This window comes from Nonomuraea sp. NPDC050556 (genome assembly GCF_044457355.1).
Classification (GTDB): domain Bacteria; phylum Actinomycetota; class Actinomycetes; order Streptosporangiales; family Streptosporangiaceae; genus Nonomuraea.
This window is the reverse complement of the sequence record NZ_JBITGU010000001.1, coordinates 3,162,403-3,188,273: the sequence shown is the minus strand read 5'-3', so window position 1 is coordinate 3,188,273 and position 25,871 is coordinate 3,162,403. Positions and strand designations below refer to the sequence as shown.

Here is a 25,871-nt window from a genome sequence, read left to right as displayed (position 1 = left end):
CCCCAATTCTGGATTTTTCCAGATCAGACCGCTGGTGTCCCAAATGACATCATTGGGTACATTTGCGCCATGGACTGCCCGGACCCGCCGCCGCCCGGCCCGCATGGCGTGGTCGCCCTGGTCGCCCAGAACCAGGAGCTCTACCCGGTCACCTCTGCGTCCGCCGTCTTCGGCTACCACGGGCCCGACATCCCCCAGCATTACAGCTTCGGCCTGTGCGCCGAGCATCCCGGCTCGCTGTCCACCACCCTCGGCGTCCCCATCCAGGTCGACAGCGGCCTCGACGCTCTCGACGGCGCGGACACCGTGGTCATCGCGGGCTGGAGCTGGGCCCTCACCCCTTCGCCCGCCGTACTCGACGCCGTGTCGCGCGCCCATGGCCGGGGCGCGCGCATCGTCGCCGTCGCGGCAGGGGTCTTCGTCCCGGCCGCCCTCGGCCTCCTGGACGGCCGCCGGGCCTCCGTGCACTGGGAGCTCGCGGCGGACCTGACCGCCCGCCATCCCCGTGTCGTCCCGGACGACACCGTCATCTACGTCGACCACGGGGACGTCGCCACCGCGGGTGCCTCGGCCGCCACCCTCGACCTGTGCCTCCACCAGGTGCTGCAGGAGTACGGCGCGGCCCATGCGATGCGCGTCGGCCGTCAGCTCGCGGCCGGTCCGCATCGGGAGGGGTGCCAGCGCCAGTACCCGCCCCTCCCCACGACGGGGCCGATGCCGGACTCCCTGGCGCCGCTGCTCGAATGGCTCCTTGCGCGGCTGCCCGACCCGATCACCGTCGAGGACATGGCCGCCTACTCCGGCGTCTCCCCGCGTACCCTGACCCGGCAGTTCACCGACCAGCTCGGTGTCCCGCCCGCGCGGTGGCTGCTGGAGCGCCGTCTGGCCGCCACCCGGGCGCTGCTGGAGGAGACTGACCTGCCGGTGGAGACCATCGCCGGGCGCGTCGGCCTCTCCTCGGCGGTCAACCTGCGGCGCCGCTTCCACACCGCCCTGCGCACCACCCCGGCCGCCTACCGCCGCTCCTTCCGCTGAACACCCTCCCGCCCGCCGCTGAACCCCTACTGCCCGAGAGACCCAACCTTCGCGACCGGCAACGCCACCCTCGGCCTCGCGCGGGACTTTCCCCGCGCGGGAGCGAGCCGCCCCGTTCGCGCGCGCCACCTCGCGCGGGGGTGCCGCCCCCATTTGGCGCACGCCTCCTCGCGCGGGCGAGCCGCCCCGTGCTCGCACGCCTCCCCGCGCGCGGGGAAGCCGTCCATGTGCTCGCGCGCTGAAGATATGGGCCGCACTGTCGCGCATGTCCGAGTGCGGCAGCCCAGGGGAGAGCACCCCTGGAAGGCGGGCTGGGTCGCCTCATCAGGCGGCGTGGCTCAGCCGACGGCCTCGTGCACCGACGCGACCGTGCGGATCCGCCGATCCACCATCGTGATCCTCAACAGCCGCGCCACCTGCGCCCCCGGGTTGACGAGCACGATGTCCCCGCCACGCGCGCGAGCCCGCTCCCGGCAGGCCAGCACGCTGTGGAGCCCCATGGAATCCATGAACGTCAGAGCGGACAGGTCCAGGACCAGGTTCGGCCGGCACGTGTCCAGAAGGGCGGCGTCGGCAGCCTCGGTGAGCGCGTTCGCCGCGGCGATGTCCAGCTCGCCGTGTGCGGTGATGACGATGCAGCGACCATCGGGAAGGGAGGTGGTGACGAGGCGGAACACGGCGCGGTCTCACCCTCCGTTCTCACGTATCGAACGTGACCCACTACACCAAGCTAACAAGCGGTCAAGGCCCATCCCCCCGAACCCGGAAAGTTGCATAAGCCTGCAACCCCCCGTGGAAAAGCCTTTGAGCCGCCGCAGCCCCCCTGGCTACCCTGCCGTCCATGGCCTCGCTCGCACGACACCGCCTGACACCTGCGGAAACCGGCCAGGCGCTGAGCGCGCTGACCGAGTGGACGCCCGCCGACGCCCCTGTCGGCAGCCTCCACCCCGGCGACGTGGGATGGTACCTGCGGTTCGACGACGCGTCAGTCATCCTGTGGACGGACGAGGCGGCCCCGGTGGCGGTCGGCTTACTGGACGGTTCCGTGCTGCGCGTGACCACCGCGCCGGGCGCTGACCTCGAAGCCCTGGCGGCCGACGCGGAAGACCTGCTCAAGCCCGGCGTCGACGCGTGCGACGGCCTGCCCGTCCCCGGGTGGAAGCTCAGCGAGGACCCCTGGCTCGTCATGTCGTGGACCCCGCGGCCGGTGTCGAGCCGCGCCGAGCCGGTCGGTGACGCCGAGGCGGCCGACCGGGTGCTGGTGCAGCGGTCCGCCTTCGAAGGATCCACGTTCTCCGTCGAACGCTGGCTCGCCATGAAGCGGTCACCGGCGAGCGAGCTGGCCATGGAGGTTCTGGTGCGTACGCCGGAGGGGGAACCGGCGGCCGCCGCGACCGGCTGGTTCGCCGGGGTGGGCAGGTGCGGGCTGCTGGAGCCGGTCGGCGCCCACCCGGACCACCGCGGGCACGGCTACGGGCGCGACGCCGTGCTGGGCGCGTGCGCGGCCCTCGTCCAGCGGGGCGCGAGCGCGGTCGCCGTAGCGACACCGGCCGAGAACGAGGCAGCGGTGGCGCTCTACCGATCGGCCGGGTTCACGGTCGTGCGCGAGAACCGCGACTGGGTTCGCCGGTAGCCGGGAGTCCAAGAGGACCGGGGGTAGTAAGGACCTCCACGCCGCGCCCCGCGAGCTGCTCGATGACCGGGTCGTGCGGGTCCGCGTCGGTGATGAGGCCGCTGATCCGCTCCCAGGGCAGCACGCGGTAGCGCGACGCCGTACCGATCTTCTCCGACGAGGCCAGGATGTAGGTGTCGGCGGCACGCGCGGCCAGCGCGCGCTTCATCGCCGCCTCCTCGGCGTCCGCGGTGGTCAGCCCCGCCTCGGGGTGCACGCCGGTCACGCCGAGCAGGCAGAGGTCGGCTGAGACGTTCTGCGCCGCCTCGACCGCTGCCGCGCCGCACGCGACCGCCGAGTGCTTGAACACGCGGCCGCCCAGCAGGAAGAGCTCCGCGCGCGGGTGGTCGAGCAGGGCGGCGGCGACGGTCGGGCTGTGCGTGATCACGGTGCAGGTCAGGTCCTGCGGGAGGGCGCGGGCGACGGCGAGGGCGGTGGTGCCGCCGTCGAGGATCAGCGCGCTGCCCGGCCGTACGAGAGCGGCAGCCACCGCGGCGACCTTCCTCTTGCCCTCGGTGGACACGGTCTGCCGGGCTGTGTGGTCGGCCACGGCAGGTGAGGCGGGGAGCGCTCCGCCGTACACCCGCTGGCACAACCCCTCGGCGGCCAGGTCGCGCAGGTCGCGGCGCACGCTGTCCTCGGAGATCCCCAGCTCGGCCGCGACGTCCTTGGCGACGATCTTGCCCGTGCGGGCGAGCAGACCGAGCAGGTGGTCGCGCCGTTCAGCAGCAAGCATGCACGTTCTTTCCTGTTGTTGCGTGATTGTGCACGTATCATAGCGCCCATGACTGCTATCGACCGCAACCCCGGCGTCGTGATCCGCGACGTCGAGCTCACCGGCCAGGGCTGGCACGTCCTGCGCCGCACCACCTTCGACTACCGCCGCAGCGACGGCCGCTGGGAGACCCAGCAGCGCGAGACCTACGACCGGGGGAACGGCGCCGTCGTCCTGCCGTACGACACGGAACGTGGCCTCGTGCTGCTCACCCGCCAGTTCCGCTTCCCCGCCTACGTCAACGACCACCCCGACGGCATGCTCGTCGAGGCCGCCGCCGGGCTGCTCGACGCCGACGACCCGCCGGCCGCCATCAGGCGCGAGAGCGCGGAGGAGCTGGGCGTGACCCTCGGCCCGCTCACTCACGTGTTCGACGTCTACATGAGCCCCGGCTCCGTCACCGAGCGCCTGCACTTCTTCGCCGCCCCCTACGCCCCCGCGGACAGGACCGGGGCGGGCGGCGGGCTCGACGAGGAGGACATCGAGGTCCTTGAACTGCCGTTCGCCGAGGCGCTCGCGATGACCCGCGACGGGCGCATCGCCGACGGCAAGACGATCATGTTGCTGCAGTGGGCGGCGCTGGACGGCCCCTTCAGCGCCTGAGCACGTCGAGCAGCTTCGCCGCGTAGGCGCGCGGGTGGGTGGTCTCGCCGTCGTGCCCGCCGGGGAACTCGACGAGCTCCTCGCCGAGCAGGGCCGCCAGCTCGACGGCGCACCGCTGGGGGAAGGTGGTCCCGTTGCCGTGCGCGGGAACGATACGGACCGCGCTGCCCTTCAGCGCCGCCGGGTCGAGGCCGTCGCGGGCGAACGCGGTCAGGTCGTGCTCGACGAAGAACTCGAAGTTGACCACCCGCTGCGGCGTGAGCGGCTGCGGCGTCAGGCCCGGTTCCGCGCCGGCGCCGGACAGGTCGACGCCGAGCGATCTGGCGACGGCCTTGAACGCGGCCGCCACGCCGTCCCGCCGGTGGATCTGCTGGATCCCGGCAAGCTCGCGCGCGTAGTGCGGCCTTTGTACGGCAGGCAGAAGCGAGGGAGCGCAGGGCTCGTGTGCCACGAGCGTGCCGACCTGAGCCGGGTGGCCGATGGCCAGGTGCAGCCCGATGGTCGCGCCGAGTCCGCAGCCGAGCATGCGGACGGGTTCGTCGGTGAGCCCGGCCAGCAGGCGGTGGAGGTCGTCCGCGTGTTCCGCCACGGTGACCCCGGCTCCCCGCCGGTCGACGGCGCTGCGTGACAGGCCGCGCCGGTCGTAGGTCACCACGGTGTAGGCGCCGACGAGCCGGTCGACGAGGTCGGCGCTGCGGTCGGCGTCACCCTCCCCGTTCTGGGAGATCACCAGCATCGGGCCAGTGCCCTGCTTGTCGTAGTAAAGGGTCATGGTGACCAGGACGCTAGGCTATGTGCCCTCTCGCCCGAATCAGTAACACGACTGGCAAGGAGAAGTAAGTGCTCCACGGACGCGAGGCCGAGCGCGCGGTCATCGACCGGCTGCTGCTGGAGGCCGGCGCCGGGCGCAGCGGAGCCGTCGTGGTGCGCGGCGAGGCGGGGATCGGCAAGAGCGCCCTGCTGCGCTACGCGGAGGACACCGCCGCTGACCTGCGCATCCTGCGCGGCGTCGGCGTGGAGACCGAGGCCGGGCTGGCCTTCGCCGGGCTGCACCTGCTGCTCGGCTCGTTCGCCGACCGGCTCGACGCCCTCCCGCCGCTGCAGTCGGCGGCGCTGCGCGGGGTGTTCGGGCTGACCGACGCCGGGCCCGCCGAGCGGTTCATGGTCGGGCTGGCCACGTTGTCGCTGCTCAGCGAGCTGGCCGAGGAGCGCCCGCTGCTGTGCGTGATCGACGACGCGCACTGGCTGGACCAGGCCTCGGCTGACGCGCTGCTGTTCGCCAGCAGGCGCCTCGACGCGGAGGGCATCGCGATGATCTTCGCGGTCCGCGACGGCGTGCCGTTCACCGCGCCAGGCCTGAGCGAGCTGCGCCTGCACGGGCTCTCCAGCACGGCGGGCGCCGCCCTGCTGGCCGAGCACTCCTCCGGCCTGGCGCCCCACGTGCGCGACCAGATCCTGGCCGAGGCCCAGGGCAACCCGCTGGCCATCCTCGAACTGCCGGGCGCGCTGACCCCGGCGCAGCGGGCGGGGGAGCTGCCCGTCGAGGCCTTCCAGATGGGGACGCAGCAGCTCTCCGGGCGGCTGGAGGGGCAGTTCGCCCAGCGGGTGCGTGCACTGCCCGCCAGGTCGCAGCACCTGGTGCTGATCGCGGCGGCCGAGGAGAGCGGCGCGCTGGACGTGGTCCTGGCCGCCGGGGAGTCCCTCGGGATCGGCCTCGACGACCTGGAGCCGGTGGAGGTCAGCGGCCTGATCGGGTTCGTGGACGGCCGCCTCACCTTCCGCCACCCCCTGGTGCGATCGGCGGCATACCGGGAGGCGACGGTCACCAGGCGGCTCGCCGTACACCGGGCTCTGGCCGACGTGCACGGGGCGCGCGGCGATCTGGACCGGCGCACCTGGCACCTGAGCGCCGCCGCCATCGGCCCCGACGAGGACCTCGCGGCCGACCTGGAGCGCATCGCCGAGCAGTCCGCCGTGCGCGGCGGCCACGCCGCCGTCTCGGCCGCCTACCAGCGCGCCGCCCACCTCACCCCCGACCTGGAACGGCGGGCGGAACGGCTGGCCCGCGCCGCGGCGGCAGCGGCGGACGCCGGTCAGACCCAGCTCGCCGCCGCCCTGGACGAGCAGACCACAGCGCTCACCGCCCGCCCGAGCGTCCTGGCGCGCCTGGCCAGGATGCGGGTCACCAACGCCCAGGAGCAGGTCCACGGCCCGCAGGCGGTGGAGCTGGCCCAGGTGGCCGCCCAGACCGCGCAGGAGGCGCCGGGCGAGGCCGCGTTCCTGTTCCTCAACGCGGTCGCCTCGGTGTGGTCGGCGGGCGACCTGCCCGCCGTCGCCGACCTGGCGGCACGTACCTCGGTCCGCTCCCGCGATCCCCTCCTGACCAGCGTCACGACCGCGGTCGCGCAGCTGGCGGACGATGCGACCGATCCCTTACTCGACCTCGTCGACAAGGCCAGGAGCGACCGCCCGAGGGAGCGGCTGATCCTCCACTCGTGGCTGTCCTGGCAGGCCGAGGTCGAGGCCGCGCACGACGACGCCGTGGCCATCGTGCGCGACTGCCGCGCGGAGGGCGCCGTCGGCCTGCTCCCCAAGGCGTTGCTCTACGTGGGCCGCGCCCAGTTGCTGCTCGGGCGCTACCGGGACGTGGCGGTCACCGCCTCGGAAGGGCTGAGCATCGCCCAGGACACCATGCGCACCCACTACGCCAGGCACCTGGCCGGGCTGCTGGCCTGCGTGGCGGCGATCCAGGGCGACGAGGCGCGCTGCCACGAGCTCACCGGCGACATCCTGCGCCACGGCGTCACGGAGAGCGGGATGGAATGCCTGGACGCCCGCGACCTCCTCGACCTCAGCCTGGGCCGCCACGAGGACATCCTGCAGCGGGTGCACGACGCCTCGGGCGGCCTGTTCGCCATGAACCGCACCTACGCCCACCAGGCCGGCTACGTCGAGGCCGCCGCCAGAGCAGGACGGCCGGGCCTGGCCGCCGAGCCCGTCGCGCAGCTGACCGCGTGGGCGCGGGCGACGCAGCAGCCGTGGGTCACCGGCATCGCCCTGCGCTGCCAGGCGCTCGTCGCCGACGAGGCGGCGGCGGAGCGGTTGTTCGCGCAGGCCGTACACCTGCAAGGGCTCGGCGTGGTGCCGTTCGAGCAGGCCAGGACGGAGCTGCTCTACGGCGAGTGGCTGCGGCGCGGACGCCGCCGCGCCGAGGCCCGCCCCCATCTGCGCGCCGCGCTGGACACCTTCCTCCGCCTGGGCGCCGCCCCCTGGGCCGAGCGGGCGTCGTCCGAGCTGCGCGCCACCGGCGAGACCCCGCAGGCCCCCGAGCGCGCCCCCGACCTGCTGGCGCAGCTCACCCCGCAAGAACTCCAGGTGGTACGGCTGGCCGCTGCGGGCATGAGCAACCGCGACATCGGCGCGCAGATGTTCCTCAGCCCGCGCACGGTCAGCCATCACCTGTACAAGGCCTATCCCAAGCTCGGGATCGCCTCCCGCCACGAGCTGGCCCGCATGGATCTTCGGTAACGCGACAGATTCGGCGTGTCCCGCCCGCTCCCTAGCGTCCTCGGCATGGCAAACAACAACGGCTTCTCAGAAGCGGGACTGCGCAGGCTGCGCGAGGTGCTCGCGGGTCATGTCGAGTCCAAGCGGATCCCCGGGCTCGTCGCCCTGGTCAGCCGCGGCGGTGAGACGCACGTCGAGGCGCTCGGGACGATGCGGCACGACGGCGGCGCGCCGATGGCCCGGGACACGATCTTCCGTATGGCCTCCACCTCCAAGCCGGTCGCCATGGCGGCGGCGATGGTCCTGCTGGACGAGTGCCGGTTGCGGCTGGACGACCCGGTGGACGCGTGGCTGCCGGAGCTCGCCGACCGTCAGGTGCTCAAGCGGCCCGACGGCCCGCTGGACGACACCGTGCCCGCGCGGCGGCCGATCACCGTGCGTGACCTGCTGACCTCCACGTTCGGGCTCGGCTTGGACTTCACCGCGCTGGGCGCGCCGCTCATGGGCGCGATCTTCGAGCAGGGGCTCACGCCCAACCTGCCGGAGCCGATGCCGGGGCCGGACGAGTGGATGCGCCGCCTGGGCACGCTCCCGCTGATGTACCAGCCGGGCGAGCAGTGGCAGTACCAGATCAGCCATGACGTCCTCAGCGTGCTGGTGGCCAGGGTCGCGGGCATGTCGCACGAGGCGTTCCTGCGCGAGCGCGTCTTCGAACCCCTGGGAATGAAGGACACCGGTTTCCACGTGCCCGCAGACAAGATCCACCGGTTGCCGACCCTGTACGCCCCCGACCCGGAGACCGGCGAGTTCCTCGTGTGGGACGAGGCGGAGGGCGGGCGCTGGAGCAGCCCTCCGGCCTTCCAGGGCGGTGGCGGCGGGCTGGTCTCCACCGCCGACGACTACCACGCCTACTTCCGGATGCTGCTCAACGGCGGCACGCACGAAGGCGAGCGCATCCTGTCCAGGCCCGCCGTCGAGCTGATGACCACCAACCGCCTCACGCCCGAGCAGACCGCCGCACGGACCGACATGGCGAAGCGCAGCGTGCACATCTCGCACGGCCAGGGACAGCACGGCGGCTGGGGCTTCGGGATGGCGGTACGCACCTACCGCGGCGACTACGCGCCGGTCGGCCAGTTCGGCTGGGACGGCGGAAGCGGCACGGCGACCTACGCCGACCCGGACAACCAGCTCGTCGGGATCCTGCTCACCCAGCTCGGGGCGTCCGTCCCCGACCCGATGCGGCTGGCACACGACTTCTGGACCACCCTCTACCAGGCCATCTGAACAGGCCCTCGTGAAGTCCGGGGTTAACGCGGCGTTGCGAGATCCGTTGTTGTCCCGGCCAGGCAGCGACGACACCCTTGATCAAGCGTGTCAGCCACGGCGTCAGGGCCGCGAAAGCCCGGTATCAGGGCGGTCGGCGAAGGTAGCCGACATCAACGAATCCACGAAGGAGCACATCACCATGTCGATCACTCTCACCGACCAGGACAAGACCACCCTCCGCCTCGCCGGTTGGGGCGCCGTGTCGCTGATGTCGGCCGCGGGCATCGCCGAGTCGGCCCACAAGGTCGCCACGCACGGTTCCATCGCGCTGACCTCGGCGACCGGTCTGGCCGGGCACGTGCTGTCGCAGGCGCCCAAGGGCGTGAAGTGGGGCAAGACCACGGCCGAGCTGGCCGACCAGGTGCTGCCCGCCCTGACCGCGAGCGTGAGCCTGCTCAACCAGCAGGACCCGGCCGAGGCCGCCAACTTCCGCAGCACCATCCTGGTCGCGATCGAGGCCTCGGCCCGTACGCACCAGGGTCCGCCCAGCCCGACCATGGCCGAGATGATGCGCAAGATCACCGAGGCCCTCGACGCCGCCTGACGCGAAACACGGGAGAAGAGGGATCATGAAGACCGTGATCAAGGTGGCGGTGCCGGTGCTCGCGCTCCTGGCCGGGGCTGCCGCCCCCGCCACGGCTGCTGCCGGGCCGGACCGCCCGGAGTTGCAGCAGGCCGCGCAGGCCTACGTCGATGCCGGTTTCTCCGGGATCCAGGTGCGCGTGCACGATGAGCGGGGTGACTGGACCGGCAGCGCCGGGGTGAGCAAGCTGGGCCAGCGCGCCAAGCCGTCGACGAACGGGCGGTTCTGGACGGGCAGCGTGGTCAAGCCCTTCACCGCGACGCTGGTGCTGCAACTGGTGGCCGAGGGCAAGGTCGCCTTGGACGCCCCGGTGGCCGACTACCTCCCCGACCTGGGGCTGGACGGCCGCATCACGGTGCGGATGCTGTTGCAGCACACCAGCGGGTTGTTCAACTACACCGGCGACTTCGGCCCCGGCGGGGCGTGGGAGCCGGGCATCATCGCCAACGGCGACGCCTGGGTGGCCGAACGGTTGCGCAGCTACCAGCCCGAGGAACTGGTACGGCTGGCGCTGTCCAAGCCGCTGCGGTTCGAGCCGGGCACCGACCAGAAGTACGCCAACACCAACTACACCGTGGCGCTGCTGCTGATCGAGAAGGTCACCGGCCACTCCTACGCCGCGGAGTTGAAGCGGCGCATCCTGCGCCCGCTCGGAATGACGGCCACCGTGGCGCCGGGCGACCGGACCCAGCTCCCCGGCCCGCACGCCCACGGCTATTACCGCATCAAGGACAAGGTCACCGACATCTCCCGGCAGAACCTGTCCCTGCTGGCCGGGGCAGGTGACCTGATCTCCACCACCCAGGACCTGCAGACGTTCATCTCCGCGCTGAACGGCGGCAGGCTCCTGCCCGCCAATCTGCTGGCCGAGATGCGCGAGCCGAACCCGAAGATGGGCTACGGACTCGGGTTGTTCGTGCAGGACCTGGGTCCGGGCTGCGGCACGGTCTACCAGCACAACGGCAGCCCGCCGCACGGCTACGGCACGCTGATGTACAGCTCACCCGACGGCACCAGGACGCTGACCGCCTCGGTGACCTGGGTCGACGACGCGACCAGAGGCCCGGCCAAGGACTTCCAGAAGCTCACCGACACCCTCGTCAAGCAGGTGTTCTGCTGACACTCACCCGCTGATTCCCGCCGGTAGTGGTCCTGGTGAGCGACCGCGGCCTCCCCGAGGGTGGACGGGAAGGCACCACGAAACGGGAGGCAGTCATGGATCTGTTCTGGGTCGACCCCAGGGTCACGGGGAACCACAACGAGGTTCTCATTCCAGATCACCCGGTTCCGACCAATCACAACGAAGTCCTCATCGAGGGCTGACGATTGCCGTCGGGATCCCCGGCCCGGTGGGCGCGACTCGTGCGGGGTCGCGCCCACCGGGCCGCCGGGCGTTACGGCGAGGCCGAGCGGGAGCTCCGGCTCGCGCTCGACGGCGCCGCCGGAGCCGAGCGCGTCGCCGTACTCAACGAGCTGGGCATGACGCTCAAGTACGCCGGACGTCCTGCCGAGGCGGCGTCGGCGTACCGCGAAGCCCTGGCCCTGGGCGGCCCGCACGCCGCCGACCTGCTGCACAACCTGGGCGGCGCGGCCCACGCGGCTGGCGACCACGCGACCGCCCTGCGGCATGCCCGCGAGGGCCTCGACCTTCGTGTCCGCTCAGAAGGCGAGGACTCCATCGCGGTCGCCCTCGACAGGGCCGCCCTCGCCGCCATCCTCATCGACCTCGGTCAACCGGCCGAGGCGGCGTCCATCCTGACCGCCGTGCTGGCTGCGTACCGCAGGGCGGGCGAGCACCACGAGACCGCGGTCACCCTGCACAACCTCGGCGCCGCGCTGTACGCGATGGGAGACCGCGACCGGGCCAGAATCGCCCTGCGTGAGGCGCTGGAGACCAAGGAGGCGGTCCTCGGCCCCGACCATCCGGAACTGGCCGTCACCCTGTACAACCTGGCCCGCGTGGACGACGCCGCGCACCTGCTGGAACGGTGCGTGAGCGTGCTGGCGGGGAAGGTGGCCGACACCCACCCCGTCCTCGCGGCCGCCCGGCGGGCAATCGCCATGTCAGGACCGTGACGGCTCGGTATCAGGGCGGTCGGCGAAGGTAGAGCACATGAACGGTTCTACGAAGGAGCTCACCGCCATGTCGATCACCCTCTCCGACCAGGACATGCTGACCCTGCGGACCGCCGGTTGGGGCGCCGTCTCGCTGATGTCGGCCGCCGCGGTCGCCGACTCGGCGCACAAGGCGGCCACGCACGGCTCCATCGCGCTGACCTCCGCGACCGGCCTGGTCGGGCGAGTGCTGACCAAGGCGCCCAAGGGTGTGAAGTGGGGCAAGTCCACCGCCGACCTCGCCGACCTGGTGCTGCCCGCTCTGACCGCCAGCATGAACCTGCTCAGCCGGCAGTTCCCGGCCGAGGCGGACAACTTCCGCCGTACCATCACCGTCGCCATCGAGGCCTCCGCCAGGATCCACCAGGGCCCGCCCAGCCCGACCATGGCCGAGATGATGCGCAAGATCACCGCTGCGCTCGACGCGTGATCAGACCTCCACGCGGCCGCCGCTCGCGGCGGCACGCTCGATGCTCGCGAGCAGCCCGTGCAGGCGGGCGCCCGCGTCGAACCCGGGCTGCCGCCCCGTGGCGAAGGCCCGGTACAGCGCGGCCACGTTGGCGGCCGGCCCGGTAGGCAGGTCCACCGTCCGGTAGGCGCCGGGTACGGCCAGCACCTCGCCGCCCGCCTCGATGCGCCACCCCGACCAGTGGATGAACGGCACCGAGCCCGACGGCGTCACGGTCAGCACCCCGTCGCTGCCCACCAGCTTGAGGAAGAACGCCCCGCTGTCGTGCCCGCTCCCGCCCAGCACCGACACCGACGCGGCGGCGCCGCACTCCAGGGTTCCGTGCACCAGCACCTGGTCCGGAGCGCCCGGCAGCCGCGCGGAGAGCTCCGTCAGCCGGCCCACGGTCCGCTCGAAGGTGGCCAGGAAGTGCCCCGCCATGATCGACAGGAGCGTCGTGCCCGAGCCGGGCTCGCGGGTCCAGGCCAGGTCGTCCGGGATGCTCGCCCCGCCGAACGGATCACCGGCGGCGACCAGCGTGGCCGACTCCAGCCGCCCGATCCGCCCACCCGCGACCAGGTCGGCGACGAAGGCAGCGTCGGGCGAGACGCAGCCCTGCAGCATCACCCCGTGCCTGACCCCGCACGCCTCCCCGGCCAGTTCGGCGCTCTCCGCCGCGTCGACGCCCAGCGGCCACTCCGACAGCACGTCCTTGCCGTGCTCCAGCGCCGACCTGATCAGCTTCGCGTGCCCGGACGCGCGGACCGACACCACGACGAGCTCCACCTCGGGGTGCGCGACCAGCTCGGCGGCGTCGGTGAACGCCAGCCGTACCCCGTGCTCGGCCGCGACCCGGTCGGCGCTCTCCCGCCTGGTCGTGGCCACCGCGGCCACCTCGAACTCGGGCAGCGCGGCGAGGGCGGGCAGGTGCGCGGCGGCGGCCCAGCCGCTCGCTCCGACGATTCCCAATTTTGTACTCATTGGTATGAAATTAGGGGAGCGCGATCGAGGCGCGCAAGAGGTAACGTACCGATAGGTAAAAAACTCTGGGGGAGGTACGGCATGCCGGGTGGCCGACCGCGCGCCTTCGACGCCGACGCGGCGCTCGGGCGGGCGCTGGAGGTGTTCTGGCGTCAGGGCTTCGAGGGCACCTCGCTGACGGACCTGACGGCGGCGATGGGCATCAACCGGCCCAGCCTCTACGCCGCGTTCGGCAACAAGGACGAGCTGTTCGCCAAGGTCCTCGACCGCTACCTGGACGGCCCGGGGGCCTACGCCGTCGCGGCGCTGGCGGCGCCGACGGCGCGGGAGGTCATCGAGCGGCTGGTGAGAGGCGCCGTCGAGCTGACCGCCGGTGACGGGACGCCGCACGGCTGCCTGACGGTGAACAGCGTGCACGCCTGCGGGCCGGACGCCGCGTTCGCCCGGGATCTGGCGCTGGGCCGCAGGATGGCGGGTGAGGCGGCGCTGCGCCGCCGCTTCGAGCGCGCCGGCGACTTGCCCGGCGGGTGCGACCCCGGCGACCTGGCCCGCTTGGTCCACACGCTGACGGACGGCATCGCCGTACAGGCTGCCTCGGGCCGGAGCCGCGAGGAGCTGGACAGGGTGGCTGAGCTGGCGCTTCTGGGACTGCTAGGCGGCCAGGCACGCCTCTAGGAACGGCTTGGGGCCCTCGGGGAAGCCCATGGGCGGGCCCATCGTCTCCTTCGGCAGCTGCAGCGGTTTGTCCTCGTCCACGATCCAGTGGGCGATGTGCCCGCAGAGCTTCTTACGCTCCCTCGACTGCGCCGCGCCGGGGTCGCGTTCGAGGTTGAAGTGCGTCCTGGAGATCAGGGGGAGGTTCTCCGCCACCTCGCTGCTGCGGAACCCCTGGCCGGAGGGCATGACGATGACGACAGGGTCGCTGCCGCCGCGCAGGAAGACGAAGGCTCCGGCGGCGAGGAGCACGAGGACGCCCAGGGCGATTCCGGCGGGGAGCAGCCACTTGGGCTTCTTGGCCGGTGGGGCGGTCAGGACCGCTGTCTGCTCGGTCCACCGCTGGCCGTCCCACTGGCGCAGGAGCGGCTGACCTCCGGGGTCGGGGTAGTAGCCGGGGGCATTCGGTGCGTTCACTGGGTCCCCTGTCTTGACTGACGATCTAGAACCCGCCGCACGCTAGCAGTCAGATCGGGTGGGGGGTAAGTACAATATTTCGGTGGACATGAACGTCGACCTGTTCGCCGGGGTCTCGGTGACCGACTTCGCCTCGGCCCTGCCCTGGTACGAGCGCCTGCTCGGCGCCCCGCCCGCGTTCTTCCCCCACGACACGGAAGCGGTGTGGGAGGTGGCGGAACACCGCTACCTGTACATCGTGCAGAAGCCGGAACACGCGGGCCACGCCACGCACACGCTCTTCGTCGAGGACCTGGAGACGATCGTCGGCGGGATCGCCGCCCGCGGCCTCACCCCCGATCAGCAGGAGACGTACGGCGACGGCGTCCGCAAGATCACCTACCGCGACGCCGACGGAAACGAGATCGCCTTCGGCGGCCAGGCTGGCGGTTCTCCCCCCGTTTGACGGGAAAGCCCAGCTCGGCGTCTCCCTGTTACCGACTGATACCTACCTGAAAAGATCTGGTTTTGCCATTGACGACAGGTGTCCGCGCCGCTGTCTAACATGTAATTCCTATAGGAAATGGTGGTTGAGAGGATCTAGGCTTCATGGTCATGAACGAGCTCACCCGGGAACGGGTCCAGGACGTGCCGTACGACCATCCGGCGGCCGTGGCGCTCCGTACGGCGATGCAGGAGGAGATGGGCAGGCGCTACGCCGACCGGCTGGACGAGCTCCCGGCGGGGATGGCCGTGCAGGCGGAGTCTGTGCTGTACACCGGAGTGATCTTCGACGCGGAGACGCCCGTCGGGCACGTGCTCCTGCGCCGCCTCGATGGCGAGGTCGAGCTCAAGCGCATGTACGTCGCGCCCTCGCACCGGGGGAGCGGGGTGGCCAGCGCCCTGCTGGCCGGGGCCGAGGACGCCGCCCGCCGCCTCGGCGCGCGGCGGATCATCCTGCAGACGGGCGACCGCCAGCCCGACGCGGTCCGCCTGTACGAGCGGGAGGGCTACACCCGCATCCCGATCTACGCGCCGTACACGGAGATGGCCTACTCGACCTGCTTCGAGAAACCGGTGAATACGGGCACATATCATCGCGTTCATGGGGGTCAGGGTCGCGGTGATGGGGTCGGTGAAGGCGTGGCGTGACGGGCAGGAGGTGCCCGTCGGGTCGCCGCAGCAGCGGAAGGTGCTGGCGGCCCTGGTCCTCGCCGGCGACCGGGTGGTCATGGTGGACGAGCTGGTCGACCTGCTCTGGGGCGACGACCCGGCGCCCACGGCCGAGCCGACCGTGCGGACCTACGTCTCGCGCCTGCGCAGGAGCCTCGGCGCCGAGCGCCTGGTGTCGGTCGGGCGGGGATACACGTTGCACGGGGTGTCCAGCGACGTGGCCGAGTTCGAGGAGCGGGTCGAGGCGGGGGAGTACCGCCGGGCGCTGGCGCTGTGGTCGGGCGAGCCGAAGGAGTGCGCGCCCATCCAGCGCGCGCGCCTGGAAGAGGCCAGAGCGGCGGCCGTCGAGGCGCTGTGCGAGGAGGAGGTCGGCAACGGCCGGCCGCACGCGGTGCTCAGGGAACTGGCCGACCTGGTCGCCCGCTATCCGCTGCGCGAGCGGGTCCGTGCCCTGCAGATGCGGGCGCTGCACGCGGCCGGCCGTACGGCGGAGGCCATGGAGATCTTCGACGACGTCCGTACCCTGCTCGACGACGAGCTGGGCGTCGAGCCGGGCCGCGAGCTGCTGGAGCTGCGGGAACTGCTGAGCGAGCGCCCGGTGCCCGCCCAGCTCCCGCCGGACACCGCCGACTTCACCGGCCGCGCCGAGCTGGTCGCCGACCTGGCGGCGGCGCTGCGCGCCGGCGGCGGGAGGGCGCTGTCGGTGTCGGGCATCGGCGGGGTGGGCAAGACGACGCTGGCCGTTCACGTGGCGCACCAGGTGCGTGAGGCGTTCCCCGACGGCCAGCTGTACGCCGACCTGCGTGGCGTCGAGGAGCCCGGCGTGGTGGTCGCCGCGTTCCTGCGGGCCCTGGGCGTGCCGGAGGAGCAGGTGCCCGCCGAGCTGGACGCCGGGGCTGCGCTGCTCAGGACCCAGCTGTCCGACCGGCGGGTGCTGGTCGTGCTCGACAACGCCCGCGACTCGGCGCAGGTCGGGCCGCTGCTGCCGGGCACGCCTTCCTGCGGGGCGCTGCTGACCAGCAGGACGCGGATGTTCGACCTGGTCAACGCCCGGGTGGTCGACCTGGACGTGCTGACGCCCGAGGAGTCCACGACCCTGCTCGGGCGGATCGTCGGGCCGGATCGGGTGGCGGCCGAGCGCGGGGAGGCCGCGGAGCTGCTGGAGCTGTGCGGTCACCTGCCGCTGGCCGTACGGGTCATGGGGGCCAGGCTGGCGGCCAGGCCGGGCAGGACGCTGGCCGACGAGCGGGCCAGGCTGTCCGTGCTGCGCACCGGTGAACTGGGGGTGGAGGCGGCTTTCGAGCTCTCCTACCGGCAGCTCGACCCGGCGCAGGCCCGCGCCTTCCGGCTGGCTGCGCTGCCGGACGCGCCCGACCTGTCGCTGGAGGCGGCGTCGGCGCTGCTGGGCCTGGAGGAGCGGGAGGCCGAGGACCTCCTCGACTCCCTCATCGACCTCAGCCTGCTCGAATCCCGCGCGCCAGGCCGGTACCGCTACCACGACCTGCTCAAGGTCTACGCCCGCGGCCACCGCGACGACGAGGCGGAGCGGGCGCTGGAGCGGCTGGCCGGTTTCTACCACGCGAGCGTCGTCCGCGCGGTGCGCCTCCAGGCTCCGGACGCCCTGCTCCTGCGGTACCTGTCGGCAGGCGAGGCGGGCGGGCTGGGGTTCGGCAGCAAGCACGAGGTCCTGACCTGGCTCGACGCGGAGCTCGACGGGCTCCTTCTCGTGGTGGAACAGCTCGGCCGTACGGCGGGCGGCCCCGCACTGCGCCTGGCGGCGGAGATCGTCCCCGCGCTCTGCGAGGTCTCCCAGCAGATCGTGCGCCACGAGGCCGTCGAGCGGGTCCTGCGCGCGCTGATCGACGGGGCCAGGCGGTGCGGCGACCTCGTCAGCGAGGTCTACGCGCGGTCGTGGCTCGGCCTCCAGCTCCTGTGGCGCAACCGGCCGCTCGAGGCCGAGGCCGTCCTCAGCGACGTGCTGCCGCTGACCAGGCAGCACTTCCTCGAACCGTTCACGCTGCACGCGTTCCTCGCCCTCCACCACAGGTTCGGGCGGATCGCCGAGGGGCTCGAAGGCGCGGCGGAACTCCTGGAGCTGCACACCCGGCTGGACAACCCGGAGGGCGTGGCCAACTCGCTCAGCCTGCTCGCCCGCCTGAACGCCGAGGCGGGGCACGGCGGGCGGGCCGTGGAGCTGGCCGAGCGGGCGGTCGACCTCAACCGGCGGCGCGGACACGACAGCGAGACCGCCGACGCCCTCTACCAGCACGGCGTCATCCTCATCTCCGTAGGCCGGCACGAGGAGGCGATCACCAGGCTCACCGAGTCCGTCGCGCTGCACCAGCTGATGAGGGAACCGACGTGGCAGGCGCTCGCCCTGGGCCGCAGGGCGAGCGCGCTGCTGGACCTCGGGCGGCTGGACGCCGCCGAGGAGGACGCGCGGGAGGCGCTCGACCTCTGCCTGACCGTGGGGGAGCGGTTCGGCGAGGGCCTGGCGCTGTCCGTGCTCGGCCAGGTGGCCATCGCCAGGGGCGAGCACGGTCAGGCGCGCGAGCGCCTGACCACGGCCCGCGCCATCTTCGCCGAGATGGGCGACGACCTGGAGGTGGACAGGCTCACCGCCCTGCTCCGGGCGTCAGGCGACCCGGCGTAGCCAGGCCGCATGACCGCGGCCTGGGCGCGCGTCCAGTCGAGGACCCGCGCGCCCACGGGATGCCGCTCGGCGGTGTAGGTGTCGAGCAGCCCCTCCGGCGCGTCCCCGCGCACGGTCGCCGCGAGCTTCGCCCCCAGGTTCACGGCGTCCCCGATGCCCAGGTTGAGCCCCTGCCCGCCGAGGGGGGAGTGGACGTGCGCCGCGTCACCGGCGAGCAGGGCGCGCCCCTTCCTGTAGGTCGTCGCCTGCATCGCCCGGTCGGTGAAGGTCGAGACCTGGCGCACCTCGCCCAGCGTCACGTCGGTGCCGGACACGTGGCGCAGGACCGCCTGGAGGTGCTCGCGCGTCGGCTGCCGCGACCGGTCGAACGCGCCGCCGTCGAAGTCCAGCATCCCGACGTGCCCCGGCGCGGGCATCTGGAGATACATGCCGGTCGGCGTCAGATGGAGGCCGGGAGGCATCCGCTCCAGGTCGGCGAGCATGAGGTAGCCGGTGGCCAGCGGCTCGATGCCGGTGAATCCGAAGCCCGCGAGCCCGCGCACCGCGCTGCGGCCGCCGTCGCAGCCGACCAGCCAGCGCGCCGGATGGTCGTTCGCGACCACGATCCCGTCGTCCTGCGTGACGGACGAGACCGTGACGCCCCGCCGTACCTCCCCCCCGAGCTCGGCCGCCCGCTCGGACAACATCGCCTCGATCCCGCCGCCACGGCCGGGAGGGTCGACCGCCATCCCGGCGAAATGTCCCCCGCCACGGGTCGGCACCGCGTCCTTCACCTCCATCCCGCGCCGGCGGAACGCCTCGACGGAGGCGGCGGACAGCCCCCGCGTCCCGAGCGCGTCCGCCCACCACAGCGAGCCCGGCTCAGCCTCCCGCTCCAGCACCAGGACGGAGCACCCGGCGAGCCCGAGCTCGCAGGCCAGGAACAGGCCGACCGGCCCGGCTCCCACGATCACCACGTCATGCATGAGAATCCCCTTTCGGCATACGCGAAGACTGCGGGGGACCGCTCACACGGCGCTCACGCGGGCAGTTTGGGAGGATCGGGGGATGGAACGGCTTCGCGTCACGCTGCTCGGCGCCTTCCGGGTGTCCCGCGGCGACGCCGACCTGCCCGTTCCCGGCGCGCGGTCGCAGGGTCTGGTGGTACGGCTGGCGCTGGCGGGTGGGCGCGCGGTCGAGCAGGGCGTTCTGGTGGACGCGATCTGGGGGGGAGGGCCCGCCGCCGGGGGCCGCACACGCCCTGCAGGCGCTGGTCTCGCGGTTGCGCCGCACCCTCGGCTCGGCGGGCGCCGTCGCGCAGGTCGCCGGTGGCTACCGGCTGGACGCGGACGCTGGCCGGCAGCGTACGGGCCGCGCTGTGCCTGGAGACGGGCGACCTCGCCGGAGCGGAGGAGGCGCTGGTGAAGGCGTACGCGGCGGGGACCTGCCGATCCTGTCGCCGGCGGCGGTGAACGTGGCTGCGCCCGCCGGAGCGCTCGGGCAGCGCCACGAGTCCGCCGTCGTCCTCGGCGCCGCAGCGCGGCTGCGCGGCGCGCACGATCGCACCGATCCCCAGGTCAGCGAGGTCACTCGACGCGGGCGGGCCGTGCTGGGCGAGGAGGCCTTCGCCGCGGCGTACGAGAAGGGCTGGGAACTGGACGCCCAGACGGCCGTGACCGAGGTCGATCCGGCCAGGCTCCGCCGTTGACGCCGTAGTCTCCGCTCATGCGGATCCGATACGCCCTCCCGGACGACGCGGACGTCATGGCCGAGGTCACCTGCGCCGCGTTCGCCGCATTCGAGGACTTCGACGTCACCCCCGAGCAGTCCGCTGCCAACTGGCGGCGCAACCTCCTGGAGGAGGCGGCGGAACGGCCGCGCCCCCACCACACCAAGGTCGCCGAACTGCCGGACGGGACGGTCGTCGGCCTCGTGATGGGCGGCCCGGCCGATCCGAAGCTGGGCACCGACGCCGAGATCTACGCCCTCGCCGTCCGCCCTGGACACCAGGGCCACGGGTACGGCCGGGCACTCGTGCGCGCGGCAGCCGCCGACCTGCGCGCCGCCGGGTTCTGCTCGCTGGCCATCCGGGTGCTGGCCGTCAACGACCGCGCCCGCCGCTTCTACGCCGCCCTCGGCGGGGTGCTGGCGGGCGAGGTGCCGCCCGACGAGGTCTTCTACGTCTTCCGCGACTGATCCCGCGCTACCATCCGATCATGCGCTTGCTCGAACGAGCGTCCGCACTCCAGCAGCTCGATCGGTGATATTCCGAGCGGTCATGACCTGCCGCTGAGGAACCCTTCCAGGTCGGGTACCGACTGGCTGAGGAGGGCGTCGGCCTGCGCCGCCGTCATGCGCCCCGCGTCCTGGAGCATGGCCCCGGCTCGCTCCCACAGGCGCCGGGCGGTCACCTGGTCCCCGCGCGCGAGGTGCACGTCGCCCTGCCCCCACAGGCTGATCGCCTCGCCCGGCCTGTTGCCGCATCGGCGCGCCCGCTCCTCCGCCTCCACCAGGCAGTCCATGGCCTGCTCCACCGACCCCAGCATGCGGTGGATGTGGCCGAGATTGCCCAGCGTCTGGGAGATCTCCGCCTCGGCGCCGAGCTCCTTGAACATGGCGAGCCCGCGCTCGGTGAAGGCGAGGTCCTCCGCCCACCGCTGCTGGCGGCCGTAGACCATCCCGAGGTTGACCAGCGCGCTGGCCTCGCCGAGCCGGTGGCCGATCCGCCGGAACAGCTCGATCGCGCGCCGCGCGTGGTCGACGGCCTCGCCGGAGCGCCCCAGGCGCTCGCACACCACGGACAGGTTGGTGGCCGCGGTCGCCTCGGCCCTGGGCAGGTCCAGCAGGCGGGCGAGGGCGATGCCGCGGGTGAGGTGCTCGGCGGCCGTGTGGGGTTCGCCGCGCTCCTGGTGCGCGAGCCCGAGGAGGTTGTGCGCGATGAACTCCCGCTCCCGGTCGCCAGCGACGTCCAGCAGGGCCTCAGCGACACGGATCACGTCGGCGGCCCGCCCCCGGTGCATCAGCGGTGTCCCGATCGTCCGGACGAGGGAGGTGGCGGGGGCCGGGGCGTGGGCCAGGAGCTGGGGGACGGCCGCGACGAGGTTGTCGGCCTCCGCGTCGAACCAGGCGATCGCCTCGGCGGCGTCCTCGACGGGCAGGCCGGGGGACTCGGTTTCTACCGGGTCGACGCGGAAGCCCATGAGGGCGCGCACGGTGCGGCAGGTGGCGAGGTACCAGTGCACGGCCCGGGACAGGGCTGCCTCCCGTTCCCCGGCGGGCAGGCCTGAAGCCAGGTCCCTGGCGTACAGCAGGTGCAGGTCGTGCATGCCGTACCTGCCCGGGGCCACCGCGTCGAGCAGGCGCGCCTCGGCCAGGCGGGCGAAGGCCCCGTCGACCTCGCGCCGGGCGGCCCCGCACAGCGCGGCGGCGAGGCCGGGGGTGAAGGTGTAGGCGTTCAGCAGGCCGAGGGTGGCGAACAGCCGGGCGTCGAAGGGCTGCAGGTGCTGGAGGCTGGCCGAGAAGCTGGCCTTGACCGCCAGATCGTCGTGCTCCAGCTCGTCCAGCCGGTGGTGGGCGTCGTCCAGCGACCTGGCCAGCGCGGACAGCGTCCCGCCCGGGTGCGAGGCCAGTCGGGCGGCGACGACCCGCAGGGCGAGCGGCAGCCCAGCGCACCGCCGTACGATCTGCCGCGCCGCCTCGGGCTCGGCGCCGATGAGCGCGCCGCCGGCGAGCAGGGACATCGCGGCCCCGTCGTCCAGCGTGCCGAGATGCAGGCGGGCGGCGCCGTCGAGCGCGCCGAGCACCCGCCTGCTGGTCACGATCACCGCGCATTCCCGGCCGGAGGGCAGCAGGGGGCGCAGCTGGGCGACGTCGGCGGCGTTGTCGAGCACGATCAGGATCCGGCGGGCGCGGGTCAGCGACCTGAACCGGTTGGCGGCCTCGTCCAGGTCGGCGGGCACCTCGGCGTCCGGCACCCCGAGCGAGCGCAGGAACCGGCCGAGCACCTCGGCGGGGGCCAGCGGCGACACCCCGCTGGTGAAGCCGTGCAGGTTGACGTAGAGCTGCCCGTCGGGGAAGCGGTCGGCCAGCAGGTGGGCGGCGTGGACGGCGAGGGCGGTCTTGCCGATCCCGCCTGAACCGTCGATCGCGACCACCCGCGCCCGCTGCTCGACGAGCCGGCGCACCTCGGCCGACCTGCCGACGAAGGTGCCGGGCGAGGGCGGCAGCTCCGCAGGCGCGATCCTGGACGGCGCGGCTTCCGGCTGCTCGCCGCGCAGGATCTCCTGGTGGAGCCGGGTCAGGGCGCGGCCGGGCTCGACGCCCAGCTCGTCCATCAGCGCCCGCCTGCTCTCCCGGTACACCCGCAGCGCCTCCGCCCGCCGCCCGTCCTGGTACAGAGCGGACATGAGCCACCTGACCACGCGTTCCCGCAGCGGATGTACGGCCAGCAGCGCGGTCAGCTCGGCGACGCACTCTCCCGCGCGGTCGAGGGCGAGCAGCGCCTCCACCCGCCGTCCGACGGCGACCAGCCGCAGCTCCTCCAGCCGGAGGGCTTCGCCGCTGATGGCGTCGAGCTCGCTCACCCCGGCGAACGCCGGGCCGCGCCACAACCCCAGGGCGGCCTCGGCCAGGGAGAGCGCCTCCTCAGGATCCCTGGCGTCCCTGGCCCGCTCGTTGAGCGACTCGAAGCGGGCGGCGTCGAGCTCGTGCGCGCCGACGGTCAGCAGGTAGCGGTCGCCCGCCTTGGTCAGCCTGTCGGGGCCGAGCAGCTGCCTGAGCTGGTGCACATGCCAGCGGACGGTGCCCGGCGAGGGCACGTCGACGCCCCAGACCGCGTCGGTCAGCCGGTCGTGGGAGACCGGCCGGTTCGCACCGGCGGCCAGGACCGCCAGGAGCGTCCGCTGTTTCCCCTGGACCACCGCGATGCCGTCAACCGTCAAACTGCCCAGAACCCCGATCTCCATGGGGGTGAGCGTGCCAGCTCCGCATATAGGTCGCCTAAGTCACCTTTTATGGCTTTTTGTCGAGTGCGGTAGACTGTGAGCACCGAGGACACTTCGTGCGTTGGCATTCAGGTTGGCGTCGCCCACGGCGATCGATGATTCGCCGCTCCTCTCCGGAGCGCGGGCAGGCCGGAACCTCATGACCGTCCTCGACACCACCACCGTGCACCTGTCAGGTGCGATCGACGCCCTCACCCTCCGCGAGAAGCTGCTGGGCGCGCTGCGCCACAGCACGAGCCGGCTCGTCCTCGACCTGTCAGAAGTGACGTTCTGCGACGCCTCGGGGCTGGCCGTCCTGGTGGACATCCAGCGCCGCGCCAGAGCCCAGGGCGTCACCCTCGCCCTGTGGGCGCCCAGCGCCTGCGTGTCCCGGTTGTTGCGGATCACCGGCCTGGACCGCGGCCTGCCCGTTCTCGTCTGAACGGTTCGACGGATCCTCGAAGCGTTTGGGGATCGGGCGGCGGCGTCCCTAGTGTCGCCGCCATGATTCAGCCGATCGATCCCGCGACCCTTCCCGAGGCGACGGGCACCTACACGCACGGCACCGTGGTGACCGGCGCGAGCCGTACCGTTTTCGTCAGCGGGCAGGTCCCGTGGGCCAGGGAGGGTACGGTGCCCGGGGAGTTCGACGCCCAGTGCCGCCTGACGTGGCGCAACGTCCTCGCGGTGCTGGCCGGGGCGGACATGGGCGTGCGGAACCTGGCCAAGGTCACGACCTACCTCTCCGACCGCAGATACCGGGAGGCCAACGGCCGCATCCGCCAGGAGATCCTCGGCGACCACCGGCCCGCTCTCACCATCGTCATCGCCGACATCTACGCCGAAGAGTGGCTGCTGGAAATCGAGGCCGTCGCCGTCGCGTGAGCGGCTACCCGATGTGCGTGTCCAGGAGGTGGCGGCCCAGCGGGGTCAGCTCGTGCCTGGCCGTACGCGCCAGCCGGGTCGTGACGACCAGCCCGGCACGCCGCAGGTTCGCCACGTGCGTCGAGGCGGTCGCCGGGGTGACGCCCAGGGCCGCGGCGAGGTCGGTGGTGCCGCAGCCGGGGCGGTCGGCGAGCGCGCGCAACGCCGCCGCCCGGCGCTCGCCGACCGCCCCGGCCAGCCGCCCGTCCGGCCAGGCACCGCCGTCCCGCCAGAAGGCCGCGGCGGTGCGCGCCGGATAGAACAGCATGGGCTGCTGCCGGTCGTTGAGCTGCCGGTGCACGCCGTCGGTCAGGAACATGCTCGGCACCAGGACCAGCCCGCGGCCGCCGAGGGGGAAGTCGGGCGCTCCCGGCCCGTCGAACTCCAGCAGCGGATATTCCCAGCGCACATGCTGCGGGCACAGGGTGGCGAGCATGGCGTCCATGCCGTGGCGCGCCGCGATCCCCGCGCGGAAGGCCACGTCCGCCGCGAGCTGGGCGTGCAGCCGCGGCCAGTCGGCTGCCAGCACCGCCTGGTGGAACGCCGTGAAAGCGTGCCTCAGCGCCTGACGGCTGCGCTCGGGATGGTGCAGCAGCGTCTCGACGACCGCCGGTACGGTCGCCAGCACCCCGGCGAACGCGGCCGTGTCCCGCTGCACCGGCGCGGCGGGATCGTCGAGCGCCGCGTGGAGCTCGTCCTCGAACGACATCGGGGCCGTGGAAGGCTGCGGCGTCAGGAAGTCCGGCAGATGCCAGGTGTGCGCCGAGCACAACGTCACCACCGGCCGGGCCGCTGCGGGCAGCGCCGCCCGCCTGGCGTGACGCCACGCGGCCAGGCCGGCCGGCGGCTTCAGCAGGCCGAGACCGCGCGCCGCCTTCAGCGTCTCCTGGAAGGGCAGGACGGCGAACCGGACCCGGCCGAGATCCGGGCCGGAGAACACCAGGCGTGGCATACATCAGAGGGTATCTGGAATATCATCGCCATATGGCGATTAATGGGTGCGTAGGGGACGACATCCCGACCACGGCGGCGTTGTTCCACTCGCTGGCCGACGAGACCCGGCTGAAGATCGTGCAACGCCTGGCCCGCGGCGAGGCGCGGGTGGTGGATCTGACCGAGCAGCTCGGGCTGGCCCAGTCCACCGTCTCCAAGCACCTGGCCTGCCTGCGCGGCTGCGGCCTGGTCGACTACCGGGCGGAGGGCCGCCAGTCGTTCTACGCGCTGACCAGGCCGGAGCTGATGGACCTCCTGGCGTCGGCCGAGCAGCTCCTGGCCGCGACCGGCCGGTCCGCGAGCCTCCGGGCATGACCACGCGTGCCGTACTCCGCCGCCGGATCCGGCTGCTGGTGGCCGCGACCATCACCTACAACGTGATCGAAGCGGTGGTGGCCATCACGGCGGGCACCCTCGCCTCCTCGGCCGCGCTGATCGGCTTCGGCCTGGACTCCGTCGTCGAGGTCGCCTCGGCCACGGCGGTCGCCTGGCAGTTCTCCTCCGCCGACCACGAGAAGCGGGAGAGGGCGGCGCTGCGGGTCATCGCGATCTCGTTCTACGCGCTGGCCGCCTACGTCACCTTCGACGCCGTCCGCGCGCTGCTCGGCGTCGGCGAGGCCGAGCACTCCACGCCCGGCCTGATCCTGGCCGCCGTGTCGCTGGTGGTCATGCCGTTCCTGTCGGGCGCGCAGCGGCGGGCGGGGCGCGAGCTCGGCTCCGCCTCAGCGGTGGCCGACTCCAAGCAGACGCTGCTGTGCACGTGCCTGTCCGCGGTGCTGCTGGTGGGGCTGGCGCTCAACAGCCTGTTCGGCTGGTCGTGGGCCGACCCGCTCGCCGCGCTGGTGATCGCGGCCGTGGCGGTCAAGGAGGGCCGCGAGGCCTGGCGCGGCGACACCTGCTGCGCCGTTCCCGGCGCCGACGAGCCTGGATGTACGGACGACTGCTGCGCCCCCTGATCACCTCCGGGCGGGCCGTAATCGGCCCGTAAGGGTTGCACGCCTCGTCGGCG

The 25,871-nt window shown here is 72.8% G+C and carries 27 protein-coding genes; 19 read left to right on the top strand and 8 right to left on the bottom strand.

Annotation, left to right across the window (positions count from 1 at the left end):
- Nucleotides 1–69 precede the first annotated feature (69 nt).
- Complete coding sequence (locus ACIBG8_RS15275; RefSeq protein ID WP_397343327.1) at nt 70–1,035, top strand: GlxA family transcriptional regulator; 966 nt, start codon at nt 70–72, stop codon at nt 1,033–1,035.
- A gap of 338 nt (nt 1,036–1,373) precedes the next feature.
- Here the strand turns inward: ACIBG8_RS15275 and ACIBG8_RS15270 are convergent, their stop codons facing one another.
- The gene (locus ACIBG8_RS15270; RefSeq protein WP_397343326.1) at nt 1,374–1,712 is read right to left on the bottom strand and encodes an STAS domain-containing protein; all 339 of its coding nucleotides are present in this window, start codon (nt 1,710–1,712) and stop codon (nt 1,374–1,376) included.
- A 164-nt stretch (nt 1,713–1,876) separates the two neighbouring features.
- Here ACIBG8_RS15270 and ACIBG8_RS15265 point away from each other — a divergent pair, with 164 nt between their 5' ends.
- The gene (locus ACIBG8_RS15265) at nt 1,877–2,668 is read left to right on the top strand and encodes a GNAT family N-acetyltransferase (RefSeq protein WP_397343325.1); all 792 of its coding nucleotides are present in this window, start codon (nt 1,877–1,879) and stop codon (nt 2,666–2,668) included.
- Here the strand turns inward: ACIBG8_RS15265 and ACIBG8_RS15260 are convergent.
- Nucleotides 2,628–3,443: a DeoR/GlpR family DNA-binding transcription regulator gene (locus tag ACIBG8_RS15260; protein ID WP_397343324.1), complete on the bottom strand. Its 816-nt coding sequence runs from the start codon at nt 3,441–3,443 to the stop codon at nt 2,628–2,630. The genes ACIBG8_RS15265 and ACIBG8_RS15260 overlap by 41 nt on opposite strands.
- 48 nt (nt 3,444–3,491) lie before the next feature.
- Between ACIBG8_RS15260 and ACIBG8_RS15255 the strand changes: the two genes are divergently transcribed.
- Nucleotides 3,492–4,085 carry an NUDIX domain-containing protein gene (locus tag ACIBG8_RS15255; protein WP_397343323.1) on the top strand — a complete coding sequence of 198 codons (594 nt, stop codon included), beginning with the start codon at nt 3,492–3,494 and terminating at the stop codon, nt 4,083–4,085.
- Here the strand turns inward: ACIBG8_RS15255 and ACIBG8_RS15250 are convergent.
- Nucleotides 4,075–4,857 carry an alpha/beta fold hydrolase gene (locus tag ACIBG8_RS15250; protein ID WP_397343322.1) on the bottom strand — a complete coding sequence of 261 codons (783 nt, stop codon included), beginning with the start codon at nt 4,855–4,857 and terminating at the stop codon, nt 4,075–4,077. The genes ACIBG8_RS15255 and ACIBG8_RS15250 overlap by 11 nt on opposite strands.
- A 68-nt stretch (nt 4,858–4,925) precedes the next feature.
- Between ACIBG8_RS15250 and ACIBG8_RS15245 the strand changes: the two genes are divergently transcribed.
- The 6 genes from ACIBG8_RS15245 to ACIBG8_RS15220 all read left to right on the top strand — a co-directional run bounded on the left by ACIBG8_RS15245 (nt 4,926) and on the right by ACIBG8_RS15220 (nt 12,049).
- A complete protein-coding gene (locus ACIBG8_RS15245; protein ID WP_397343321.1) occupies nt 4,926–7,613 on the top strand; it encodes an AAA family ATPase in 2,688 nt (895 codons plus the stop codon).
- A gap of 45 nt (nt 7,614–7,658) precedes the next feature.
- Complete coding sequence (locus ACIBG8_RS15240) at nt 7,659–8,879, top strand: serine hydrolase domain-containing protein (protein ID WP_397343320.1); 1,221 nt, start codon at nt 7,659–7,661, stop codon at nt 8,877–8,879.
- A gap of 181 nt (nt 8,880–9,060) precedes the next feature.
- Nucleotides 9,061–9,465: a hypothetical protein gene (locus ACIBG8_RS15235; RefSeq protein ID WP_397343319.1), complete on the top strand. Its 405-nt coding sequence runs from the start codon at nt 9,061–9,063 to the stop codon at nt 9,463–9,465.
- A 25-nt stretch (nt 9,466–9,490) separates the two neighbouring features.
- A complete protein-coding gene (locus ACIBG8_RS15230) occupies nt 9,491–10,624 on the top strand; it encodes a serine hydrolase domain-containing protein (protein WP_397343318.1) in 1,134 nt (377 codons plus the stop codon).
- Between the two features lie 242 nt (nt 10,625–10,866).
- The gene (locus tag ACIBG8_RS15225; RefSeq protein ID WP_397343317.1) at nt 10,867–11,580 is read left to right on the top strand and encodes a tetratricopeptide repeat protein; all 714 of its coding nucleotides are present in this window, start codon (nt 10,867–10,869) and stop codon (nt 11,578–11,580) included.
- A 37-nt stretch (nt 11,581–11,617) separates the two neighbouring features.
- A complete protein-coding gene (locus tag ACIBG8_RS15220; RefSeq protein WP_397343316.1) occupies nt 11,618–12,049 on the top strand; it encodes a hypothetical protein in 432 nt (143 codons plus the stop codon).
- On the opposite strand, the gene ACIBG8_RS15215 is transcribed toward ACIBG8_RS15220, so the two are convergent.
- Nucleotides 12,050–13,048, bottom strand: a complete 999-nt coding sequence (locus ACIBG8_RS15215; RefSeq protein ID WP_397343315.1) for a Gfo/Idh/MocA family protein — start codon at nt 13,046–13,048, stop codon at nt 12,050–12,052.
- Between the two features lie 81 nt (nt 13,049–13,129).
- Here ACIBG8_RS15215 and ACIBG8_RS15210 point away from each other — a divergent pair, with 81 nt between their 5' ends.
- Complete coding sequence (locus ACIBG8_RS15210; protein ID WP_397343314.1) at nt 13,130–13,723, top strand: TetR/AcrR family transcriptional regulator; 594 nt, start codon at nt 13,130–13,132, stop codon at nt 13,721–13,723.
- On the opposite strand, the gene ACIBG8_RS15205 is transcribed toward ACIBG8_RS15210, so the two are convergent.
- Nucleotides 13,700–14,179, bottom strand: a complete 480-nt coding sequence (locus ACIBG8_RS15205; protein ID WP_397343313.1) for a DUF2510 domain-containing protein — start codon at nt 14,177–14,179, stop codon at nt 13,700–13,702. The genes ACIBG8_RS15210 and ACIBG8_RS15205 overlap by 24 nt on opposite strands.
- Nucleotides 14,180–14,267: 88 nt before the next feature.
- On the opposite strand from ACIBG8_RS15205, the gene ACIBG8_RS15200 reads away from it, so the two are divergent.
- From ACIBG8_RS15200 to ACIBG8_RS15190, 3 genes are all read left to right on the top strand, one after another.
- On the top strand, nt 14,268–14,624 hold the full coding sequence (locus ACIBG8_RS15200; protein WP_397343939.1) for a VOC family protein: 357 nt from the start codon (nt 14,268–14,270) through the stop codon (nt 14,622–14,624).
- Between the two features lie 149 nt (nt 14,625–14,773).
- Nucleotides 14,774–15,310, top strand: a complete 537-nt coding sequence (locus tag ACIBG8_RS15195) for a GNAT family N-acetyltransferase (RefSeq protein ID WP_397343312.1) — start codon at nt 14,774–14,776, stop codon at nt 15,308–15,310.
- Nucleotides 15,264–17,984, top strand: coding sequence for an AfsR/SARP family transcriptional regulator (locus tag ACIBG8_RS15190; protein WP_397343311.1), 2,721 nt, complete (start codon nt 15,264–15,266; stop codon nt 17,982–17,984). Before ACIBG8_RS15195 ends, ACIBG8_RS15190 begins: the two co-directional genes overlap by 47 nt.
- On the opposite strand, the gene ACIBG8_RS15185 is transcribed toward ACIBG8_RS15190, so the two are convergent.
- Nucleotides 17,873–18,949 carry an FAD-dependent monooxygenase gene (locus ACIBG8_RS15185; RefSeq protein ID WP_397343310.1) on the bottom strand — a complete coding sequence of 359 codons (1,077 nt, stop codon included), beginning with the start codon at nt 18,947–18,949 and terminating at the stop codon, nt 17,873–17,875. The two genes, ACIBG8_RS15190 and ACIBG8_RS15185, sit on opposite strands and share 112 nt — an antisense overlap.
- A 296-nt stretch (nt 18,950–19,245) precedes the next feature.
- Between ACIBG8_RS15185 and ACIBG8_RS15180 the strand changes: the two genes are divergently transcribed.
- Together ACIBG8_RS15180 and ACIBG8_RS15175 are read left to right on the top strand one after the other, a co-directional pair.
- Nucleotides 19,246–19,671, top strand: coding sequence for a hypothetical protein (locus ACIBG8_RS15180; protein ID WP_397343309.1), 426 nt, complete (start codon nt 19,246–19,248; stop codon nt 19,669–19,671).
- Between the two features lie 17 nt (nt 19,672–19,688).
- Entirely contained in the window at nt 19,689–20,159 is a 471-nt protein-coding gene (locus tag ACIBG8_RS15175; RefSeq protein WP_397343308.1) for a GNAT family N-acetyltransferase, read from the top strand.
- An 80-nt stretch (nt 20,160–20,239) separates the two neighbouring features.
- On the opposite strand, the gene ACIBG8_RS15170 is transcribed toward ACIBG8_RS15175, so the two are convergent.
- A complete protein-coding gene (locus ACIBG8_RS15170; RefSeq protein ID WP_397343307.1) occupies nt 20,240–22,927 on the bottom strand; it encodes a BTAD domain-containing putative transcriptional regulator in 2,688 nt (895 codons plus the stop codon).
- Between the two features lie 100 nt (nt 22,928–23,027).
- Here ACIBG8_RS15170 and ACIBG8_RS15165 point away from each other — a divergent pair, with 100 nt between their 5' ends.
- Nucleotides 23,028–23,387 (top strand): STAS domain-containing protein, encoded by a 360-nt coding sequence (locus ACIBG8_RS15165; protein WP_397343306.1) that lies wholly within the window; start codon nt 23,028–23,030, stop codon nt 23,385–23,387.
- Between the two features lie 62 nt (nt 23,388–23,449).
- Nucleotides 23,450–23,830, top strand: coding sequence for a RidA family protein (locus ACIBG8_RS15160; RefSeq protein ID WP_397343305.1), 381 nt, complete (start codon nt 23,450–23,452; stop codon nt 23,828–23,830).
- A 4-nt stretch (nt 23,831–23,834) separates the two neighbouring features.
- On the opposite strand, the gene ACIBG8_RS15155 is transcribed toward ACIBG8_RS15160, so the two are convergent.
- Nucleotides 23,835–24,821 (bottom strand): DUF5937 family protein, encoded by a 987-nt coding sequence (locus ACIBG8_RS15155; RefSeq protein ID WP_397343304.1) that lies wholly within the window; start codon nt 24,819–24,821, stop codon nt 23,835–23,837.
- Between the two features lie 32 nt (nt 24,822–24,853).
- On the opposite strand from ACIBG8_RS15155, the gene ACIBG8_RS15150 reads away from it, so the two are divergent.
- Complete coding sequence (locus ACIBG8_RS15150; protein WP_397343303.1) at nt 24,854–25,177, top strand: ArsR/SmtB family transcription factor; 324 nt, start codon at nt 24,854–24,856, stop codon at nt 25,175–25,177.
- A complete protein-coding gene (locus tag ACIBG8_RS15145) occupies nt 25,174–25,818 on the top strand; it encodes a cation transporter (RefSeq protein ID WP_397343302.1) in 645 nt (214 codons plus the stop codon). The genes ACIBG8_RS15150 and ACIBG8_RS15145 overlap by 4 nt, the downstream gene beginning before the upstream one ends.
- The last annotated feature ends 53 nt before the right edge of the window (nt 25,819–25,871 follow it).

Excerpts from the sequence above, each read along its gene's own strand:
- ACIBG8_RS15275 (WP_397343327.1), top strand. The coding sequence starts at position 70 with ATGGACTGCCCGGACCCGCCGCCGCCCGGCCCGCATGGCGTGGTCGCC.
- ACIBG8_RS15265 (WP_397343325.1), top strand. The coding sequence starts at position 1,877 with ATGGCCTCGCTCGCACGACACCGCCTGACACCTGCGGAAACCGGCCAG.
- ACIBG8_RS15260 (WP_397343324.1), bottom strand. The coding sequence starts at position 3,443 with ATGCTTGCTGCTGAACGGCGCGACCACCTGCTCGGTCTGCTCGCCCGC.
- ACIBG8_RS15255 (WP_397343323.1), top strand. The coding sequence starts at position 3,492 with ATGACTGCTATCGACCGCAACCCCGGCGTCGTGATCCGCGACGTCGAG.
- ACIBG8_RS15250 (WP_397343322.1), bottom strand. The coding sequence starts at position 4,857 with ATGACCCTTTACTACGACAAGCAGGGCACTGGCCCGATGCTGGTGATC.
- ACIBG8_RS15240 (WP_397343320.1), top strand. The coding sequence starts at position 7,659 with ATGGCAAACAACAACGGCTTCTCAGAAGCGGGACTGCGCAGGCTGCGC.
- ACIBG8_RS15235 (WP_397343319.1), top strand. The coding sequence starts at position 9,061 with ATGTCGATCACTCTCACCGACCAGGACAAGACCACCCTCCGCCTCGCC.
- ACIBG8_RS15230 (WP_397343318.1), top strand. The coding sequence starts at position 9,491 with ATGAAGACCGTGATCAAGGTGGCGGTGCCGGTGCTCGCGCTCCTGGCC.
- ACIBG8_RS15220 (WP_397343316.1), top strand. The coding sequence starts at position 11,618 with ATGAACGGTTCTACGAAGGAGCTCACCGCCATGTCGATCACCCTCTCC.
- ACIBG8_RS15215 (WP_397343315.1), bottom strand. The coding sequence starts at position 13,048 with ATGAGTACAAAATTGGGAATCGTCGGAGCGAGCGGCTGGGCCGCCGCC.
- ACIBG8_RS15210 (WP_397343314.1), top strand. The coding sequence starts at position 13,130 with ATGCCGGGTGGCCGACCGCGCGCCTTCGACGCCGACGCGGCGCTCGGG.
- ACIBG8_RS15200 (WP_397343939.1), top strand. The coding sequence starts at position 14,268 with ATGAACGTCGACCTGTTCGCCGGGGTCTCGGTGACCGACTTCGCCTCG.
- ACIBG8_RS15195 (WP_397343312.1), top strand. The coding sequence starts at position 14,774 with ATGAACGAGCTCACCCGGGAACGGGTCCAGGACGTGCCGTACGACCAT.
- ACIBG8_RS15190 (WP_397343311.1), top strand. The coding sequence starts at position 15,264 with ATGGGGGTCAGGGTCGCGGTGATGGGGTCGGTGAAGGCGTGGCGTGAC.
- ACIBG8_RS15185 (WP_397343310.1), bottom strand. The coding sequence starts at position 18,949 with ATGCATGACGTGGTGATCGTGGGAGCCGGGCCGGTCGGCCTGTTCCTG.
- ACIBG8_RS15175 (WP_397343308.1), top strand. The coding sequence starts at position 19,689 with ATGCGGATCCGATACGCCCTCCCGGACGACGCGGACGTCATGGCCGAG.
- ACIBG8_RS15170 (WP_397343307.1), bottom strand. The coding sequence starts at position 22,927 with ATGGAGATCGGGGTTCTGGGCAGTTTGACGGTTGACGGCATCGCGGTG.
- ACIBG8_RS15160 (WP_397343305.1), top strand. The coding sequence starts at position 23,450 with ATGATTCAGCCGATCGATCCCGCGACCCTTCCCGAGGCGACGGGCACC.
- ACIBG8_RS15155 (WP_397343304.1), bottom strand. The coding sequence starts at position 24,821 with ATGCCACGCCTGGTGTTCTCCGGCCCGGATCTCGGCCGGGTCCGGTTC.
- ACIBG8_RS15150 (WP_397343303.1), top strand. The coding sequence starts at position 24,854 with ATGGCGATTAATGGGTGCGTAGGGGACGACATCCCGACCACGGCGGCG.
- ACIBG8_RS15145 (WP_397343302.1), top strand. The coding sequence starts at position 25,174 with ATGACCACGCGTGCCGTACTCCGCCGCCGGATCCGGCTGCTGGTGGCC.